The organism is Verrucosispora sp. TAA-831, from assembly GCF_050780145.1.
In the GTDB taxonomy this organism is placed as follows: domain Bacteria; phylum Actinomycetota; class Actinomycetes; order Mycobacteriales; family Micromonosporaceae; genus Micromonospora.
In genome coordinates this window covers 4,975,094-4,993,120 of the sequence record NZ_CP192240.1, presented here as the reverse complement: position 1 = coordinate 4,993,120, position 18,027 = coordinate 4,975,094, and the positions used below count along the sequence as shown (strand labels likewise).

The 18,027-nt window shown below is 72.9% G+C and carries 16 protein-coding genes and 1 pseudogene; 10 read left to right on the top strand and 7 right to left on the bottom strand.

The window, feature by feature from the left end; translation table 11 throughout:
- Positions 1 to 28: 28 nt before the first annotated feature.
- The 3 genes from ACQVFL_RS22060 to ACQVFL_RS22050 all read right to left on the bottom strand — a co-directional run bounded on the left by ACQVFL_RS22060 (position 29) and on the right by ACQVFL_RS22050 (position 3,684).
- On the bottom strand, positions 29 to 1,852 hold the full coding sequence (locus tag ACQVFL_RS22060) for an AMP-dependent synthetase/ligase (RefSeq protein WP_396692995.1): 1,824 nt from the start codon (positions 1,850 to 1,852) through the stop codon (positions 29 to 31).
- A 139-nt stretch (positions 1,853 to 1,991) separates the two neighbouring features.
- Positions 1,992 to 2,930: a terpene synthase family protein gene (locus ACQVFL_RS22055; RefSeq protein ID WP_396692993.1), complete on the bottom strand. Its 939-nt coding sequence runs from the start codon at positions 2,928 to 2,930 to the stop codon at positions 1,992 to 1,994.
- A 124-nt stretch (positions 2,931 to 3,054) separates the two neighbouring features.
- The gene (locus ACQVFL_RS22050; RefSeq protein ID WP_396692991.1) at positions 3,055 to 3,684 is read right to left on the bottom strand and encodes a TIGR03085 family metal-binding protein; all 630 of its coding nucleotides are present in this window, start codon (positions 3,682 to 3,684) and stop codon (positions 3,055 to 3,057) included.
- Positions 3,685 to 3,831: 147 nt separating this feature from the next.
- Between ACQVFL_RS22050 and ACQVFL_RS22045 the strand changes: the two genes are divergently transcribed.
- The 3 genes from ACQVFL_RS22045 to ACQVFL_RS22035 all read left to right on the top strand — a co-directional run bounded on the left by ACQVFL_RS22045 (position 3,832) and on the right by ACQVFL_RS22035 (position 8,384).
- Positions 3,832 to 5,700 (top strand): ABC transporter ATP-binding protein, encoded by a 1,869-nt coding sequence (locus ACQVFL_RS22045; RefSeq protein ID WP_396692989.1) that lies wholly within the window; start codon positions 3,832 to 3,834, stop codon positions 5,698 to 5,700.
- Positions 5,701 to 5,755: 55 nt separating this feature from the next.
- Positions 5,756 to 7,540, top strand: a complete 1,785-nt coding sequence (locus ACQVFL_RS22040) for an ABC transporter ATP-binding protein (RefSeq protein ID WP_396692987.1) — start codon at positions 5,756 to 5,758, stop codon at positions 7,538 to 7,540.
- A gap of 109 nt (positions 7,541 to 7,649) precedes the next feature.
- Positions 7,650 to 8,384 (top strand): DUF2470 domain-containing protein, encoded by a 735-nt coding sequence (locus tag ACQVFL_RS22035; protein ID WP_396692986.1) that lies wholly within the window; start codon positions 7,650 to 7,652, stop codon positions 8,382 to 8,384.
- 7 nt (positions 8,385 to 8,391) lie between these two features.
- Here the strand turns inward: ACQVFL_RS22035 and ACQVFL_RS22030 are convergent, their stop codons facing one another.
- From ACQVFL_RS22030 to ACQVFL_RS22020, 3 genes are read right to left on the bottom strand one after another with little or no spacing between them, the layout of a single operon-like run.
- Positions 8,392 to 8,988: a TetR family transcriptional regulator gene (locus tag ACQVFL_RS22030; protein ID WP_396692984.1), complete on the bottom strand. Its 597-nt coding sequence runs from the start codon at positions 8,986 to 8,988 to the stop codon at positions 8,392 to 8,394.
- A 27-nt stretch (positions 8,989 to 9,015) separates the two neighbouring features.
- Positions 9,016 to 9,771 carry an ABC transporter permease gene (locus ACQVFL_RS22025; RefSeq protein WP_396692982.1) on the bottom strand — a complete coding sequence of 252 codons (756 nt, stop codon included), beginning with the start codon at positions 9,769 to 9,771 and terminating at the stop codon, positions 9,016 to 9,018.
- A complete protein-coding gene (locus ACQVFL_RS22020; RefSeq protein ID WP_431727514.1) occupies positions 9,768 to 10,508 on the bottom strand; it encodes an ABC transporter ATP-binding protein in 741 nt (246 codons plus the stop codon). The genes ACQVFL_RS22025 and ACQVFL_RS22020 overlap by 4 nt, the downstream gene beginning before the upstream one ends.
- Before the next feature lie 110 nt (positions 10,509 to 10,618).
- Between ACQVFL_RS22020 and ACQVFL_RS22015 the strand changes: the two are divergent.
- The 4 genes and pseudogenes from ACQVFL_RS22015 to ACQVFL_RS22000 all read left to right on the top strand — a co-directional run.
- Positions 10,619 to 11,359, top strand: a pseudogene (locus ACQVFL_RS22015) (phosphoribosyl-AMP cyclohydrolase); the annotation flags it as partial.
- A gap of 180 nt (positions 11,360 to 11,539) precedes the next feature.
- The gene (gene hisI, locus ACQVFL_RS22010; protein ID WP_396693508.1) at positions 11,540 to 11,971 is read left to right on the top strand and encodes a phosphoribosyl-AMP cyclohydrolase; all 432 of its coding nucleotides are present in this window, start codon (positions 11,540 to 11,542) and stop codon (positions 11,969 to 11,971) included.
- Positions 11,968 to 13,521 carry an anthranilate synthase component I gene (locus ACQVFL_RS22005; protein WP_431727513.1) on the top strand — a complete coding sequence of 518 codons (1,554 nt, stop codon included), beginning with the start codon at positions 11,968 to 11,970 and terminating at the stop codon, positions 13,519 to 13,521. Before hisI ends, ACQVFL_RS22005 begins: the two co-directional genes overlap by 4 nt.
- Complete coding sequence (locus ACQVFL_RS22000) at positions 13,518 to 14,078, top strand: Trp biosynthesis-associated membrane protein (protein WP_396692976.1); 561 nt, start codon at positions 13,518 to 13,520, stop codon at positions 14,076 to 14,078. Before ACQVFL_RS22005 ends, ACQVFL_RS22000 begins: the two co-directional genes overlap by 4 nt.
- A gap of 19 nt (positions 14,079 to 14,097) precedes the next feature.
- On the opposite strand, the gene ACQVFL_RS21995 is transcribed toward ACQVFL_RS22000, so the two are convergent.
- Entirely contained in the window at positions 14,098 to 14,349 is a 252-nt protein-coding gene (locus ACQVFL_RS21995; protein ID WP_396692974.1) for a hypothetical protein, read from the bottom strand.
- 442 nt (positions 14,350 to 14,791) lie between these two features.
- Between ACQVFL_RS21995 and trpC the strand changes: the two genes are divergently transcribed.
- The 3 genes from trpC (at position 14,792) to trpA (ending at position 17,955) form a co-directional block, all read left to right on the top strand.
- On the top strand, positions 14,792 to 15,595 hold the full coding sequence (trpC, locus tag ACQVFL_RS21990; RefSeq protein ID WP_396693506.1) for an indole-3-glycerol phosphate synthase TrpC: 804 nt from the start codon (positions 14,792 to 14,794) through the stop codon (positions 15,593 to 15,595).
- Between the two features lie 170 nt (positions 15,596 to 15,765).
- The gene (gene trpB, locus ACQVFL_RS21985; protein ID WP_431727512.1) at positions 15,766 to 17,001 is read left to right on the top strand and encodes a tryptophan synthase subunit beta; all 1,236 of its coding nucleotides are present in this window, start codon (positions 15,766 to 15,768) and stop codon (positions 16,999 to 17,001) included.
- A gap of 150 nt (positions 17,002 to 17,151) precedes the next feature.
- Positions 17,152 to 17,955 (top strand): tryptophan synthase subunit alpha, encoded by an 804-nt coding sequence (trpA, locus tag ACQVFL_RS21980; protein WP_396692970.1) that lies wholly within the window; start codon positions 17,152 to 17,154, stop codon positions 17,953 to 17,955.
- The last annotated feature ends 72 nt before the right edge of the window (positions 17,956 to 18,027 follow it).

Genomic DNA, 18,027 nt, shown 5'->3' with positions numbered 1-18,027 from the left:
ACGACGGGCGGCCGGTAGGCGAGGGCGGTCAGATCTCGGCGACCGTGCCCGCGTACATCTTGTCGATCTCGGCGGAGAAGTTGCTCTCCACCCCACGCCGCTTGATCTTGAGTGACGGCGTGATCTCGCCGTCCTCGATGGTCAGGTCGCGCGGCAGGATGGTGACCTTCTTGATGGTCTCCCAGCGGTTGAGCTTGGTGTTCAGCTCGGCCACGTACTGCTCCACCATGGCCTGCGCCTCCGGCGAGGAGACGATCTCGCCGTACGGGCGGCCCTCCAGGGGAGTGCCCGCGGCCCAGCCGGCGATCGCGTCCGGATCCAGCGTGACCAGCAGGGTGCAGAAGTTGCGGGCCTGCGCGACGACCACCGCCTGCGAGGTGTACGGGCAGGTGGCCTTGAACATGCCCTCGATGTGCGACGGCGCGATGTACTTGCCGCCGGACGTCTTGACCAGGTCCTTCTTCCGGTCCGTGATGCGCAGGTAGCCGTCGGCGCCGAGGCTGCCGATGTCACCGGTCCGGAAGAATCCGTCCTCGGTGAAGACGGCGGCGGTTTCCTCCGGCAGGTTGTGGTAGCCGCGCATGACCGGCCGTCCCTTGATCAGGATCTCGCCGTCGTCGTCGATGCGGCACTCCAGGTCGCCCATGGCCTTGCCGACGGTGCCGATCCGGAGTTGCCCCGGCGGGTTGACGAAGTTGCCGGCGCTGCTCTCGGTCAGCCCGTAGCCCTCGGAGATCGGCAGGTTCGCCGCGGCGAAGAAGGTGGCGATCTCCGGGCTGAGCGGCGCGGCACCGGACACCAGCACCCGGATCCGCCCGCCGAGGCGGGCCTGGAGCTTGCTGAAGACCAACTTCTCGGCCACCGCGTACTTGAGCTTCAACCCACCCGGCACCGGCTTGCCGGCCTGGTCGAGGGCGACCTTCTCCTTGCCGACCCCGACCGCCCAGGCGAAGATCTTCGCCTTCGCGCCGCCGGCGTCCTGCGCGGTGGTCACCGACTTGTTGTAGACCTTCTCGAAGACCCGGGGCGCGCCGCACATCAGCGTCGGGCGGACCACCGAGAGCAGCTCGACGAGCTTGTCGACCCGCCCGTCCACGTACGTCGGCATGCCGACGTGGGTGGTGCCGCAGAGCAGCGTCTTGCCGAACGAGTGCGACAGCGGCAGCCAGAGGTACTGGAGGTCGTCCTCGCGCAGCAGGCCCACCGCCTCCTGAGCCACCCCCTCCCAGCACCAGCCGCCGTGCAGCAGCTCGACGCCCTTCGGGCGGCCGGTGGTGCCGGAGGTGTAGATCAGGGTCGCCAGGTGCTCCGGACCGATGCCGGCCACGATGCGGTCGACCAGCTCCGGGTCCTCGGCGAGCCGCTGGGCGCCCTGCTCCTCCAGTTGGGCGAGGGTCAGTTGGGGCACTGCCGCCGCCGGGTCGGGCTCGCCGTCGAAGAGGACCACGTGGGTCAGTGCGGGCAGGTCCGCGCCGACGATCTTGGCGGCCTGGGTCGGGTCCTCGGCGAACAGCACCTTGGAGGCGGAGTCGGCGAGGATGTAGGTGGCGTCCTGCGGTTCGGTCGTCGGGTAGACCGTGGTCGTCGCGCCGCTGGCGCACATGATGCCGAAGTCGGCGATCACCCAGTCGAGCCGGGTGTTCGCCAGGATCGCCACCGGGTCCTCCTGGCCGACGCCCAGGCCGTGCAGACCGGCGGCGACCGCCTTCGCCCGCGTGGCGACCTGCGTCCAGGTCAGCCAGACCGGCGTGTTGTCCGGACCGGGGTGGGCGAAAGCGTGGCGGTCGGGGGTGGCCGCCACACGCTTGAGGAACATGTCAGGAATGGAACGGTACGGTACATCGAGAGCCATCGCTGTAGCCGCCTTCGGGGGTGGAGGCGTGACGGTCGTCACGTCGGTGTTCGTTACCGAAGAGTATTGCCTGCGCCCGGGCATCGGCTAGCCCTGACGATCATCCACGGCCCCCGTACCGGCCGATGCCGGTGTCGTGCTACGCGTACCGCTCGGCGGCTCGGGACCAGTCGTAGGTGGCCCGGATCCAGTTGCGGCGGGCCTTCAGCGCCGGACGGACCACCTCGCCGTGGCTGGCCAGCAACCCGTTCTCGGCGGTCAGGTACGCGCTCAGGCCGTCGTTGAACCGCTCCGCGGCGGCCCGCAGCGCCGCCGTCTCGTCGCCGGTCTCCCCGGTCAGCACCGTGACCAGGTTGTGCGCGTCCGGGCCGTCCCGGTGCTCCTTGCCGTAGGAGAAGACGTCGTTGCACCAGCAGACCAGGTCGGCGGCGAGCAGGTCCAACTCGGCCCAGTCGGGATCGGCCCGCTGGTCGACCGGCGGGAAGCCGTCCAGGGCCAGATCGGTGAGCGTGATGCTGGGATAGACGCCGCCGGTGTGTCGGCGCATCTGGACGTACTCGTCGACCGGCGGCACCCGCCCGTGCTCGCGGTTCGCCGCCTCCCACAGCAGCGCCAGCAGGTAGCCCCGCATGGCGGCGGTGAAGTGCAGCAGCACCGCCGGTCGTCGGCGGGCCCGCACCCGCTGGCACAGGTCGGCCAGCGCGAGCCCCAGGGGCCCGGCCGTGTCGACCGCCGCCTCCGTCGGCGTGCCCTGACGGTCCAGCACGTCGAGCAGCGCGGCCACCGTCGGCGCCAGTCGGGTCGGGTCGCTGCCCAGGCCGTCCTCGTCGCAGGCGTCGTCCATGACGAACAGCCAGGAGATCAGGTCGGCCAGCAGGCGCAGCCCGTCCAGCGACGCCTCCGGGCAGGCCCGGCCGGCCAGCCCGGCTGCGTCCGCCCGGCGCAGGCGTTGCCCGTTACTGATCAGACCCAGGTGTTGCGCCCAGTCCGTACTCTCCCGGGCAACCTGCTCGGTGTCGTGATGCCGGTCGCCGGAGAACGGTGGCTCCCGCAGGGCCGAGACCGCAAAGCTTCGCATCGGGCTCCCTGTCACGCCGCCCCCCCACGAGGCAGCGCGGACAGCGTACGGGAGCAGTGCGCAGGGCCGGGCGATCGGACGAATAACGTTTCGGATATCGCCGTGACCGGTTCCGCACAGACGGTTAGAAGCCCAGGTTGGCGTCGCGGAGCCGCTCCGCCGACTCGGAACCGCCCTCGACCTGCACCCGCGCCGCCCGCTGCCGGCCACTCAGGAACAGCACCAGCTCGCTCGGCGCGCCGATCAACCCCAGCGCCTCCTCGCCGCGTCCGGCGGTCACCTCGCCGTGCCCGGGCGCCCGGACGGTCACCCGGGCCGGGAAGCGACGCAGCGTCATCCGGGCCAGGGTGGAGACCCGCCGCCACAACGCCTGGTCCAGGCCGGTCGGCAACACGCGAGGCTGCCATTCGGGCTGGGCCCGCCGGACGTCCTCGTGGTGGATGAAGAACTCCATCAGGTTGGCCGGCTCGTCGGTGAGCGGGTTGCTCACCGGACTCCACACCGGTGGCCGGCGTACCTGGCCGAGCAGGTCGGCCCAGTCCTGGGCGGCGATCTCGAGCCGGACCCGCTCGGCGCGGTCGCGCAGCGGACCGATCAGGATGCCGGCGGCGGCGTCCGGCCGCCGCTCCCGCACCACGAGGTGCGCGGCCAGGTCACGGATGGTCCAGCCCTCGTTGAGCGTCGGGGCGTCCGGACCCAGGGTCGACATCAGGTCGGTGAGCGCCTCGCGCTCCGACCGGGCGTAGCGCGGCATGTGGTGATCGTAGGCGCAGCGGGCCCGGTCCGCCCGGTCGGCGGCGACTCGCGGGGTGACGTCGGACATATCCCGGCGGGTCGGCGGGACCGGCGCGCTGCGGTAAGGATGAGGGAGGATCGTGGTGGCTTACGGCGGGGGAGATACGTGGCGAGCGGGACTAGTCGGGAGGTGCTCGGTCGCGGGCTGGCCGTCCTGTGGCGGGCCATCCGTGAGCAACCGAGGATCTTCGCGGTCGCGGTCAGCGGCAGTGTGCTGTTCGGCGTGATGGTGGTGGGCAGCGCGTTCGTGGTCGGCGCGGTGGTGGGCGACGTGGTCGTCCCGGCCATCGAACGCGGGGCGGTCGGTGTGAGCGCACTGGCCCTGGCCGCCGCCGCGCTGCTCGGGATCAGCGTGCTGCGGGTGGTCGGCATCTTCGGCCGACGGCTCGGCGCGGGATACATGCAGTACCGCCTCCAGGCCGACTACCGACGTCGGGTCACCCGCCGCTATCTGGAACTGCCGCTGTCCTGGCACCACCGCAACGCCACCGGCACCCTGCTGTCCAACGCCAACTCCGACGTGGAGGCCGCCTGGCACCCGATCGCGCCGCTGCCGTTCGCGGTCGGCACGCTGGTGATGCTGGTCGGGGCGGTGGCGTCGCTGTTCGTCACCGACTGGGCGTTGGCCCTGGTCGGGTTGGCCGTGTTCCCGGCGCTGTTCGCGCTCAACGTGGCCTACTCCCGCCGGATGGCCCCGCGCCAGGCCCGTGCGCAGCGGCTGCGTGCCGAGGTCAGTGGCATCGCGCACGAGAGCTTCGACGGCGCGCTGGTGGTCAAGACGATGGGTCGGGAGGCGCAGGAGACCGACCGGTTCGCGGCCCGCGCCGGTCAGTTGCGCGACGCCCTGATCTCGGTCGGGCGGCTGCGCGGCATCTTCGACCCGATGCTGGAGACCCTGCCCAGCCTCGGCACGCTCGCCGTGCTGGTGGTCGGCGCGTACCGGTTGCAGCAGGGCGCGATCTCGGTCGCCGAGCTGGTCAGCGTCGCGTTCCTCTTCACCGTGCTGGCCTTCCCGGTGCGGGCCATCGGCTGGGTCCTGGCCGAACTGCCGCGCAGCGTCGCCGGGTGGGACCGGGTCCGCCGGGTGCTCGACGCCACCGGCGAGATGCCGTACGGCAGCACCCGGCTCGACCCGGACGCCGAGGCGCCCGCCACGCTCTCCTTCACCGACGTCGCCTTCGCCTACGAGCCGGCCGAGGCGCACCTGCCCGGCGCCGAGGTGCTCGGCGAGGTCACCTTCACCGTGCCGGCCGGCAAGACGGTGGCGCTGGTCGGGCCGACCGGTGCCGGCAAGTCCACCGTGGCGTCGCTGGCGGTGCGGCTGGTCGACCCCCGCGCCGGGACGGTCGGCCTCGACGGCGTGGACGTGCGCGAGCTGACCGCCGACTCGTTGGCCGGCACCGTGGCACTGGTGGCGCAGGTGCCGTTCGTCTTCGACGACACCGTCCGGGCCAACGTCTCCCTGGACCGGCCGGGTATCGACGACGAGGCCGTCTGGGCGGCGTTGCGCCTGGCCGAGGCCGACGGGTTCGTCGCCGCGCTACCGCACGGGTTGGACACCATGGTCGGCGAGCGGGGCACCTCGCTCTCCGGCGGGCAGCGGCAGCGACTCACGTTGGCCCGGGCGCTGGCCGGGCGCCCCCGGCTGCTGGTGCTCGACGACGCCACCAGCGCGGTCGACCCGCGTGTGGAGGCCGCCATCCTGGCCGGGCTGCGCTCGCCCGAGGCGGGCGGCTCCGGTGCGTCGATCCTGGTGGTGGCCTACCGCCGGGCCACCATCGCCCTCGCCGACGAGGTCATCTATCTGGAGCAGGGGCGGGTGGTCGCCCGCGGCACACACGCCACGCTGCTGGACACCGTGACCGGCTACGCCAACCTGGTCACCGCGTACGAGCAGGCCGAGGTCGACCAGGAACGGCAACCGACGTACGACGAGGTCACCCCGCTGACCTCCGGCCTGGAGGTGGACCGGTGAGCGCGAGGAACGCAGCGGAGCGGAGTCCCGCAGTCGCGAACGAAGGACGGCACCGGTGAGCGCGAGTGTGACGACGGAGGTGCCGGAGCCGGCGGAGTCGACCTGGCGGACGCTGCGCCGGGGGTTGGCGCTGTCGCCGGAGTTGCGGGTGGGACTGGGCGGCACCCTCGCCCTGGCGCTGGTCTACATGGTCGGCCGGGTGGCAGTGCCGGTGGCGGTGCAGCAGGGCATCGACCGGGGCATCGTCGGTGGGCTCGACCTGCACGCCTTGTTCGTCGTCGTGGCGGTCACCGCCGCCGTGCTGGTGGTGACCACCGCCTCCGGCTATCTGATGATGCGGCGGCTGTTCACGGTCAGCGAGACGGCGCTGGCCGGGGTCCGGGTGCGGGCGTTCCGGCACGTGCACGACCTGTCGATGCTGCACCAGCAGTCCGAGCGGCGGGGTTCGCTGGTCTCCCGGGTCACCAGCGACGTCGACCAGATCACCCAGTTCCTCCAGTGGGGCGGGGTGATCCTGCTGGTGAACCTGGGGCAGCTGGCGGTGACGACGGCGGTGATGCTGGCGTACTCGTGGCAACTGACGCTCGTGGTCTTCGCGGCGTTCGTGCCGGCAGTGCTGGTGATCCGGTTGATCCAGCGTCGCCTCGCCGCCGCGTACGGGGTGGTGCGGCAGCGGACCGGCACGTTGCTGGCGGCGGTCGGCGAGAGCGTGGTCGGCGCGCCGGTGATCCGGGCGTACGGCATCGCCGGCCGGACGTCGCGGCGGTTGGACGCGGCGATCGACAGTCAGCAGCAGGCGCAGCGCAAGGCCATCCGGATCAGCATCCTCGGCAGTTCGGTGGGGGAGTTGGCGGCCGGGGTGGCGCTGGCCGGTGTGGTGGTGCTCGGCGTGTACCTCGGCGCCGACCAGACGTTGAGCATCGGTGCGATCACCGCGTTCCTGTTCCTGGTGACGCTGTTCATCCAACCGGTGCAGATCGCCACCGAGGTGCTCAACGAGGCGCAGAACGCGATCGCCGGGTGGCGGCGGGTGCTGGACGTGCTGGACGTCGCGCCGGACGTGGCCGACCCGGGCCCGCAGGGGCGGGAGCTGCCCGGTGGTCCGCTGGACATCCGGTTCGCGCAGGTGCGGTTCGCCTATCCGGACGGGCCGACCGTGCTGCACGACGTGAGCCTGGACATCCCGGCGAAGAGTCGGGTCGCGGTGGTGGGCGAGACGGGCAGCGGCAAGACGACCTTCGCCAAGCTGCTGACCCGGTTGATGGACCCGACGGCGGGGGCGGTGCTGCTGTCCGGGGTGCCGTTGACCGACGTCCGCTTCGACTCGCTGCGGTCCCGGGTGGTGATGGTGCCGCAGGACGGTTTCCTGTTCGACGCCTCGGTGGCGGACAACGTGCGGTTCGGTCGTCCCGAGTTGACCGACGAGCAGCTCACCACGGCCTTCAGTGACCTGGGGCTGGCCGACTGGCTGGACGGGCTGCCGGCCGGGTTGGCCACCGGGGTGGGTGAGCGCGGCGAGGCGTTGAGCGTCGGGGAGCGGCAGTTGGTGGCGCTGGCCCGGGCGTACGTGGCCGACCCGGATCTGCTGGTGCTGGACGAGGCGACCAGCGCGGTCGACCCGGCCACCGAGGTACGCCTGCAACGGACCCTGGACGCGGTGACCCGGGGGCGGACCACGCTGGCGATCGCGCACCGGCTCTCCACCGCGCAGGGCGCCGACGAGGTGATCGTGGTGGACCGGGGGCGGATCGTGCAGCGCGGGCCGCACGAGGAGTTGGTCCAGGACCCGGACTCGATCTACGGCCTGCTCTACGCCTCCTGGTTGGAGCAGACGCGGTGAGCGGCGCGGACGTGGCGCGGCGACGCCGTGCCCGGATCCGGTGGACGTCGGCGGCACGATGCCCTAGTCTTCGGGTTAGGTAAGCCTAACCTTAGAAGGAGGTCGTGCCATGCGGCCGAGTCCTGCCGAGATCGTCCGTACCCTCGTCGCGGGCCGGTTGGCCGGTCTCGTCCACGTGGCCTGCCGGCCCGGTCTGCACCACGTCCGTCACGTCACCGACCGCGACGGCCGGGTACTGCTGCTGGTCCCGGTGGTCAGTGACCTCACCGCCGCCCTGCGCGCCACCGGTCCGGACCGCCCGCTCGCGGTGGCGCTGGACGTGCTGGACCTGCCGCCCGCCGCGGGCGCGCCGTCGCTGGGCCGTGCGCTGGTCTCCGGCTGGGTACGCCAGTTGACCGGCCCCGAGGAACGCGCCGCCGCGCTGGACTTCGCCGAGGCGGATCCCACCGGGGACCTGCTCGACGTCGGCACCCGGTTCCGGCTGTGCCGCTTCGAGGTGGAGCAGGCCCAGTGGGACCGCGCCGGCACAGTGCGCCGGATCGACCCGGCGGCGTACGCGGAGGCGGAGCCGGACCCGCTGCACCCGGTCGAGGCGGTGCTGCTGGCCGACCTGGCCGACCGGTACGCCGACCGGCTGAGCGCCTACCTGTGCCGCCGACTGGGGCGCACCGGCGTCGACGTGACGCCCCGGGTGGAGCGGATCGACCGGTACGGGATGCTGGTCTCGTTCGGACACGCGGGTGCCCGGCACCGGACCCGGCTCGCCTTCACGCGTCCGGTGGCCGGACACGACGAGATTCCCCGGCTGTTCGACGAGATGCTGCATCCGGCGGCCGGCGCCTGAGTGCGGCTCAGTCGACCAGTTCGCCGGTGAGGTAGCGCTGCACGGTCGGCCCGACGGTGGCGACCAGGGTCTCCGGTTCGGCGGAGGCGATCGGCTCCAGCCGGACCACGTGCCGCATGACGGCGAGCCCGATCAACTGGGTCGCCACCAGCCCGCCGCGCAACGGAAGCTGGGCCGGGTCGACGTCGAGGTGGTCGAGGATCCGGCGCAGCACCTGGGTCGTCAGGAACTCCCGGACCAGCCGGGCGGTCCACTCGTTGCCGACCGCCGACCGCAGCAGGGCCACCCCGGCGACGCCGGCCGGTGAGTCCCACACCGCGACGAACGTGCGGACCAGTCGTTCCCCGACCCCGTCGCGGTCGCCCGCGAGCACCGCCGGCAGCAGTTCCCGAGGGTCGACCGGCGCCTGCACGGCGGCCAGGAACAACTGCTCCTTGCTGCCGAAGTAGTGGTGCACCAGCGCCGGGTCGACCTCGGCGGCGGCGGCGATGGCCCGGATGGTGGCGGCGTCGAAGCCCCGCTCCGCGAAGGTGGCGCGGGCCGCGGTCAGGATCGCGTCCCGGGTCGCCGGATTGCCGGGTCGCCGTCCGCTGCGCCGTGCCATCGCCCTCTCTTCCCGCTCGGTGCCCCGTCAGCCGCTGCGCCGCCGCAGCGTGGCCGAGGCGAGCACCAGCGCCAGCACCGCCGCACCGGCGACCACCGCCACGTCCCGCCACATCGTCGCGGTCGGCTCGGCGTGCGCGCCCACCTCCTGAAGGGCCTCGACGGCGTACGACAGGGGGAGCACGTCGCTGACCGCCTGCAACCAGCCGGCCATCTCGTCGCGCGGCACGAACAGCCCGCAGAGCAGCAGTTGTGGGGCGACCACGACCGGCATGAACTGTACGGCCTGGAACTCGGTGCGGGCGAAGGCACTGCACAGCAGCCCGAGCGCGACGGCGAGCACGGCGTTCAGCGCCGCGATCAGGATCACCAGTGCGCTGCTGCCGGCGGTCTGCAGACCGAAGACCCGGTACGCCACGGCCGAGGCGATGGTGGCCTGCACCGCACCGGCCAGCCCGAACGCGATGCCGTAGCCGAAGAGCAGGTCGGTGCGGGCCAGCGGGGTGGTGAGCAGCCGTTCCAGCGTGCCGCTGGTCCGCTCGCGCAGCATGGCGATGCTGGTCACCAGGAACATGATGAGGAACGGGAAGAAGCCGAGCATCACCAGCGCGATGCGGTCGAAGGTGGACGGCTGGCCGGGCGGGGTGGGCTGGTCGGCGTACATGTAGTAGACCAGGGTGAGCAGCGCGGTGGGCACCAGCACCAGCAGCGCCACCGTACGCCGGTCGTGGCGCAGTTGCCGCAGGATGCGGCCGACGGTGGCGGCCAGGATTCGCGGGTTCATCGCGCCTCCCCGCCGGTCGTGTCGCCGGCCTCGCCCGCCCGGATCAACCGCAGGAACGCCTCGTCGAGGTCGTCGACCCCGGCGGCGGCCCGGATCGCGGCCGGGGTGTCGTCGGCGATCAGCCGTCCCGCGCGGATCAGCAGTAGTCGGTCGCAGCGGGCCGCCTCGTCCATCACGTGGCTGGAGACCAGCAGGGTCGTCCCGGCCGCCGCGAGTGCGTGGAACCGGGCCCAGAGCTCGGCCCGCAGCACCGGGTCCTGGCCGACGGTGGGTTCGTCGAGCACGATCAGCTCCGGCTCGCCGACCAGCGCGCAGGCCAGTGACGCCCGGCTCCGTTGCCCGCCGGAGAGGGTGCCGACCATCTGCCCCGCCGCCGGTGCCAGCCCGACGTCGGCCACCGCCCGGTCCGCCTCGGCCCGGCCCCGGCCGTGCAGCGCGGCGAAGTATCGGGCGTTCTCGCGCACCGTCAGATCCGCGTAGACGCTCGGTGCCTGGGTGAGGTAGCCGACCCGGTGGCGCAGCTCCGACGCGCCGGCCGGGTGCCCCAGCACGGTCACCGTGCCGGCGGTGACCACCTGCACCCCGACGACCGCGCGCAGCAGTGTGGTCTTGCCGCTGCCGCTCGGGCCGAGCAGCCCGGTGACCGCGCCGCGCGGCACCCCGGCGTCGATCCCGTGCAGTACCCGCCGTCCGCCCCGGTCCACGACCAGGTCCCGGACGGCGATCGCCTCCGCCATCGCCCACCTCCAGAACTCATCACCTGTTGAAATCAACGGTAGTTGAATTTCACCGGACGAGCCAGGCCCCGATTTCGCCATAGCACGGGCTTTAGCCTTCGTATCGGACAGTGTGTCCGGTGTCGGGCATTGCGCCCGGATCGGACCTGCGGCACGATGGCGCAGTGGATCACGCTCCGTCACCGGACAGTGGGTTCTTCGACGACTGGGCCGCGCGGCTGCGGGCGAGCGCCGACCGGCCCGTGGTCGGCATCCTGCTGCGCGGAAGCCACGCCCGTCGAGCCGCCACTCCGCACAGCGACGTCGACGTCGACGTACTCGTCGGCGGAGCACCGTACGCCGTCCGCCGGGCGTACCTCGCGGAGCACTCCGGACGGCTGACCCACGTCTCGGTCGCCGCCCGCGACATCCACTCCTGGGTGACGCGGCTGGGCGAACCGGCCGACTGGGCGTTCGGGCTGCCGGTGACCGCTCCGACGCGGCTGCTCTGGGCCGATCCGCACTGGCGGGACCGGATCGACCTGACCGTGCTCTGCCAGCCGGCCGACGAACCTCGGCTGGAGGAGTTGATCGCCACCCTCGGCAAGGTGGCCGCCGCCCGCGATGCCGACGACCCGCTCGGCGTCCGGCTGGCCGCCGCCGACCTGGCCCGGCTCTGCCCCTCGGTCCTGCGGTTGGCCAACCCCTCGGTCCGGGTGGTGTCCCGCCGCTCGGCCTTCGCCGCCGCACTCGACCTGCCGGTGGCCCCGCCCGGCTACCGGCAGGACATGCTGCGCTGTCTCGGCCTGCTGCCCGGGGCCATCGGGCAACTCTGGGCCGCCGCGGTCCGGCTGGTCGCCGGTACCCTGCCGCTGATCCGCCCGTACGCCGCCGAGGTGGCCGAGGCCGCCGGTGACGACTTCGCCGAAGCCCTGCTCGACGGACGCCTGGACCGGTACGTCACCCAGTTGCGCCAGCCCGTCGCCCCTGCGCCGTCCGCCAGCCGGGAGCCCACTGGGGTGCCGGCGCCGCGTGCGGGACAATGGGTCACTGTGCCCGTACCTGACGCGCCGACGAGCGGCGCCCACCCCTCCCCGCCGGAGCCGCCGGTCGGCCCGGACCGGCCGTCGCGACTCGACCCGGCGATCGCCGCGCGGCTGCGCCGTACCCCCGACGGCCTGGTCGCCGCCGTGGTCCGCCAGCACGACAGCGGTGAGGTGCTGATGGTGGCCTGGATGGACGACGAGGCCCTGCACCGCACCCTGACCACCGGCCGGGCCACCTACTGGTCGCGCAGCCGCCGCGAGTACTGGGTCAAGGGCGCCACCTCCGGCCACCACCAGTACGTCCGGTCCGTGGCGCTGGACTGCGACGGTGACGCGGTGCTGGTCAGCGTCGAGCAGGTCGGTGCGGCCTGCCACACCGGCCAGCGCACCTGCTTCTCCACCGAGCTCCCGGTGACTTCCCGTGAGGTGGGCCCGTGACCGACGGCACGGTCAGCCCGGATCTGGCCACCTTCACCGACCTGGCCGCCCGCTGGCGGGTGGTGCCGGTCACCCGACGGCTGCTGGCCGACGCGGAGACGCCGGTCGGGGTCTACCGCAAGCTCGCCGGTGGACCCGGGACGTTCCTGCTGGAGTCCGCCGAGCAGGGCGTCGGCACGTCGGGGCTGGCCTGGTCCCGCTACTCCTTCGTCGGCGTACGCAGCAGCGCCACCCTGGTCGAGCGGGACGGCTCGGCCGCCTGGCTCGGCGAGCCGCCCGCCGGGCTGCCTGCCACCGGCGACCCGGTCGAGGTGCTGCGGGCCACGGTGGCGGCGCTGGCCGGGCCGCCCGGAGAGCAGGACCAGTCCGTGCCCCCGCTGACCGGCGGCATGGTCGGCTACCTCGGCTACGACCTGATCCGCCGCTTCGAACGGCTGCCCTCGCTCACCGAGGACGACCTGCGCGTACCCGAACTGGGCATGATGCTCGCCACCGACCTGGTGGTGCTGGACCACTTCGACGGCTCGGCCATCCTGGTCGCCAACGCGGTCCTGCCCCCGCTCGACGATCCGGGCCGCGAGGCGCAGGTGGCCGCCGCCTACCACCACGCGGTGGGCCGGCTGGACGCGATGACCACCGCGCTGTCCCGGCCGATCCCGCCGATGGTCTCCACGGTCCGCCGCCCCAGCGCCGACGAGGTGCGCAGCCGTACCCCCGAGGGCGGCTACCCCAAGGCGGTCGAGGCGGCCAAGGAGGCGATCCGGGCCGGCGAGTGCTTCCAGATCGTGCTCGCCCAGCGGTTCGAACGCGACACCGACGCCGACCCGCTGGACGTCTACCGGGTGCTGCGCACCACCAACCCGAGCCCGTACATGTACCTGCTGCGCTTCGACGACTTCGACATCGTCGGCTCGTCGCCGGAGGCACACCTGAAGGTGACCGCCGAGGTCGACGGCGAGCGGCGCGCGCTGCTGCACCCGATCGCGGGCACCCGTCCGCGCGGCGCGACCCCGGAGGCCGACGCCCGGCTCGCCGCCGAACTGCTCGCCGACCCGAAGGAACGCGCGGAGCACGTGATGCTCGTCGACCTGGGCCGCAACGACCTGGGCCGGGTCTGCCGACCGGGCACCGTCGAGGTGCCGGAGTTCGCCACCATCGAGCGGTACAGCCACGTCATGCACATCGTCTCCACCGTGGTCGGGACGCTGCGCGCCGACCGCACCGCCTTCGACGCGCTGGCCGCGACGTTCCCGGCGGGCACGCTGTCCGGCGCGCCGAAGGTGCGCGCCATGGAGATCATCGAGGAGCTGGAACCGGTACGCCGGGGCCTGTACGGCGGCACCGTCGGCTACTTCGGCTTCGGTGGCGACCTGGACATGGCCATCGCCATCCGCACCGCGCTGATCCGGGCCGGGCGGGCGTACGTGCAGGCCGGTGCCGGGGTGGTGGCCGACTCCGATCCGGCCGCCGAGGACCAGGAGACCCGGAACAAGGCCGCCGCGGTGCTCGCCGCGATCGCCGCCGCCGAGACACTGAGGCCAGCCCGATGAGTGAGCAGGTCCGGTCCGTGTCGGGTCGGCGCGAGTTGGCGTACGCCGTGCTGCTCTGCCTGGCCGGTGCGGGGCTGGCGCTCTGGGCGGTGACCCGCACCTGGGCGGTGGACACCGACGTGGTGGGCGTGCCGACGCCGCTGGCGGACGAGGGACGGACCGGTACGCAACTGTTGCCCTGGTTGCCGGCGCTCGCCCTGGTCGGGCTGGCCGGTGGTGGCGCGGTGCTGGCCACCCGTGGCCGGCTGCGGCAGGTCCTCGGCGGGTTGCTGGCGCTGCTCGGCCTGATGCTGGCCGGTGGCGGCGGGTACGGGCTGGTCGCCGACCTCGGCGACCAGGTGGCCCGGCAGTGGCCGGCGCTCACCCTGCTCGGTGGGCTGCTGGCGGCGGTCGGTGGGCTGCTGACGGCGCTACGCGGGCGGCACTGGCCGGCGATGGGTGCCCGGTACGAGCGTGGGTCCCGGCCGTCGGCACCGGCGGCGGGCCCGATCCGGGGGGCCGGCACCGTCGAGGCGTGGGACGCGCTCGACCGGGGCGAGGACCCGACCGAGCGTTGAGTACGACCGGGCCGGCGGGTCAGCCGACCGGCTGGTGGTCCCGGGCGCGGCCGGCGGCGAGTTCGGCGACCAGCCGGTCCAGCGCGGCCCGCTGGTCGGCGCGGGCCCGGTCGGCGCAGATGGCCTCCCAGGCGTTGCCACGGGCGGTCCGGATCCGGGTCGGGCCGACCACGGCGCGTTCCACCGTGTGGACGACACCGACGGCGAGCGATGCGACGGTACGCGAGATGGTGGTGAGTCCGATGGTCTGCTGCGGCGCGGAAGAGTTCATGATCACCCCGGGGAGAGATCGTCGTGGCGATGGGGTAGGCGCGTCATCGAGTGTGCCCGAGTCCGATGCTGCTCGGTTCACGTTTCGCGGTGATGACCACGACATCAACACTGCGGCAGGCGGTCTGAGCAGGCAACGGGCCGTTCGGCCTTGACCTTGCTCACAGCATCGACCGGCCTCGACGGGAGTGGACCGGTAAGGTCGGGGCTGCCGTCGATATGGGTGGGTGTCGATAAGGGGGTGACGCAGCGTCACTCCCTGTTCGCGCAGGTCGGTCATTATGCCGCAGCCCATTTCGTGAGGCGCGCCATACCCCCACCGGTCGGTGCCAGGTGGCGGCACCTAGCATCGGCCCATGACACCCGGAGAGGGGAGTCCGTTGGTGACTGCTGAGCATCCGCACGCGGAGGGGAACGAGGCCGGCCCGGCAGCGTCCGGCAGCGTGCTCGACGAGATCCTGGCCGGCGTCCGCGAGGACGTGGCCCGGCGGCAGGAGCAGGTCCCGATGGAGCGGATCCGCGAACTCGCCGCCGCCGCCCCGCCGCCGCTGGACGCGTACGCCGCGCTGCGCCGGCCCGGCGTCGCGGTCATCGCCGAGGTGAAGCGCTCCTCGCCGTCCAAGGGGAAGATCGCCGACATCGCCGATCCGGCGGACCTGGCCGGTGACTACGCGGCCGGTGGCGCGCGGGCGATCAGCGTACTCACCGAGGGGCGCTGGTTCGGCGGTTCGCTGGAGGACCTCGCCGCCGTCCGGGCCGCGGTCAGCGTCCCGGTGCTGCGCAAGGACTTCGTGGTCTCCAGCTACCAGGTGCACGAGGCCCGCGCGCACGGTGCCGACCTGGTGCTGCTGATCGTCGCCGCGCTGGAGCAGAACGTCCTGGTCGGGCTGCTGGAGCGGATCGAGTCGCTGGGCATGACCGCGCTGGTCGAGGTGCACGACGAGGAGGAGGCCGACCGGGCCCTGGAGGCCGGCGCGCAGGTGATCGGCGTCAACGCCCGCGATCTGCGTACGCTGGAGGTCGACCGGTCGGTGTTCGAGCGGATCGCGCCCGGTCTGCCGAGCAACGTCGTCAAGATCGCCGAGTCGGGTGTCCGTGGTCCGCACGACCTGATCCGCTACGCCTCGGCCGGGGCGGACGCGGTGCTGGTCGGTGAGGGTCTGGTGACCCAGAAGAGCCCGCGGGAGGCGGTGGCCGAACTGGTCAACGCCGGTAACCACCCCGCCACGCCCCGCCCGGTGCGCTGACGCCGTCGCGGCGAGAGGAATCGACATGAGCGAGCCTGTCGAGCGAATCATCCACGCGGTGACTGATGGCGGCGCGCAGCGGAGCGGCGTGCCGGCATGAGCGAGCCTGTCGAGCGAGTCATCGGTGCGGTGGTGCCTCACGGGGGCACGCAGCGGAGCGGAGTGTCAGCGTGAGCGAGCAGGCGTCATTCCCGGACGCGGCCGGACATTTCGGCCGGTTCGGTGGTCGGTTCGTGCCGGAGGCGCTGGTCGCCGCGCTGGACGAGCTGGACGCGGCGCACCGCGCGGCGATGGCCGACGAGTCGTTCCGGGCCGAGTTCGCCGCCCTGCTGCGCGACTACGCCGGCACCCCGTCGCTGCTCTACGAGGCCCGCCGGTTCTCCGCCCGGGTCGGCGCCCGGGTGCTGCTCAAGCGGGAGGACCTCAACCACACCGGCGCGCACAAGGTGCGCAACGTGCTCGGTCAGGCGCTGCTGACCCGGCGGATGGGCAAGAAGCGGGTGATCGCCGAGACCGGCGCCGGTCAGCACGGCGTCGCCACCGCCACCGCCGCCGCCCTGTTCGACCTGGACTGTGTGGTCTACATGGGGCAGGTCGACACCGAGCGGCAGGCGCTCAACGTGGCCCGGATGCGGATGCTGGGCGCCGAGGTGGTGCCGGTGACGAACGGCTCCCGCACCCTCAAGGACGCGATGAACGAGGCGATGCGGGACTGGGTCGCCAACGTCGACGACACGCACTACCTGATCGGGACCGCCGCCGGTCCGCACCCGTTCCCGGCCCTGGTACGCGACTTCGTGCGCGGCATCGGCGACGAGGCGCGGGCCCAGTGCCAGGACCTCACCGGCGGCCTGCCGGACGCGGTCACCGCCTGTGTCGGTGGCGGCTCCAACGCGCTGGGCATCTTCCACGCCTTCGTCGGTGACCCGCAGGTGCGGCTCTACGGCTTCGAGGCCGGCGGCGACGGGGTGACCACCGGGCGGCACGCGGCCAGCATCACCGGCGGCTCCACCGGTGTGCTGCACGGCACGCGGACCTTCGTGTTGCAGGACGAGGACGGCCAGACCGTCGAGTCGCACTCGATCTCGGCCGGACTGGACTACCCGGGCGTCGGGCCGGAGCACGCCTGGCTGCACGACACCGGCCGGGCCCACTACCTGCCGGTCACCGACGACGAGGCGATGGCCGCGTTCGAACTGCTCTGCCGTACCGAGGGGATCATCCCGGCGATCGAGAGCGCGCACGCGCTGGCCGGCACCCTGGCCGTGGCCCCGAAGCTCGCCGCCGAGCTGGGCCGGGAGCCCACCATCGTGGTCAACCTCTCCGGGCGCGGCGACAAGGACGTGCACACCGCCGGCGAGTACTTCGGCATCCTGGGTTCGGAGCGAAGCGGAGCGGTGTCATGAGTGAGCGTCAGCGAGCGAATCATCGGTTCCGTGCCCTGGTGTCTCATGGCGGCGCGGAGCGAAGCGGAGCGGTGTCATGAGTGAGCGTCAGCGAGCGAATCATCTCGCCCTGGTGTCTCATGGCGGCGCGGAGCGAAGCGGAGCGACGGCATGAGCCGGATCGGCGGGGTGTTCGAGAAGGCTCGGGCCGACGGCCGGGCACTGTTGGTCGGCTGCATGCCGGCCGGCTTCCCGACGGTCGAGGGCAGCATCGCCGCGATGAAGGCGATGGTCTCGGCGGGCGTCGACGTGATCGAGGTGGAGATCCCGTACTCCGATCCGGTGATGGACGGTCCGGTGATCCAGCGGGCCAGCGACATCGCGCTGGCCGGTGGCGTCCGTACCCGGGACACGCTGCGGATCGTGGAGGAGGTCGCGGCCACCGGTGCGCCGGTGGTGACGATGACCTACTGGAACCCGATCGAGCGGTACGGCGTGGACGCCTTCGCCCGGGACTACGCGGCGGCCGGCGGCACCGGGCTGGTCACTCCCGACCTGATCCCCGACGAGGCCCAGGAGTGGCTGGCCGCCTCGGACGCGCACGGGCTGGACCGCACGTTCCTGGTCGCCCCGTCGTCCACCGACGCCCGGCTGGCGATGACCGTGGAGCACTGTCGTGGCTTCGTCTACGCCACCGCGATCATGGGGGTCACCGGGGCCCGGGCACAGACCTCGGAGGCGGCGCCGGTGCTGGTGTCGCGGGTCCGGGAGATCAGCGAGATCCCGGTCGGCGTCGGGTTGGGCGTGGGCACCGGGGAGCAGGCCGCCACCGTCGCCGGGTACGCCGACGCGGTGATCGTCGGCAGCGCGCTGATCCGTTGCCTGCTGGACGCCCCCGACCAGGAGGCCGGGCTGACCGCGCTGCGGACGCTCAGCGCGGAACTGGCCGAGGGCGTACGCAACCCGGCCCGCTGACCCGACCCGTACGCCATCTGCGGGTGGGGCCCGGCGCGCGCGACGATCCGGCGGACAAATAGCCCAGCGGAC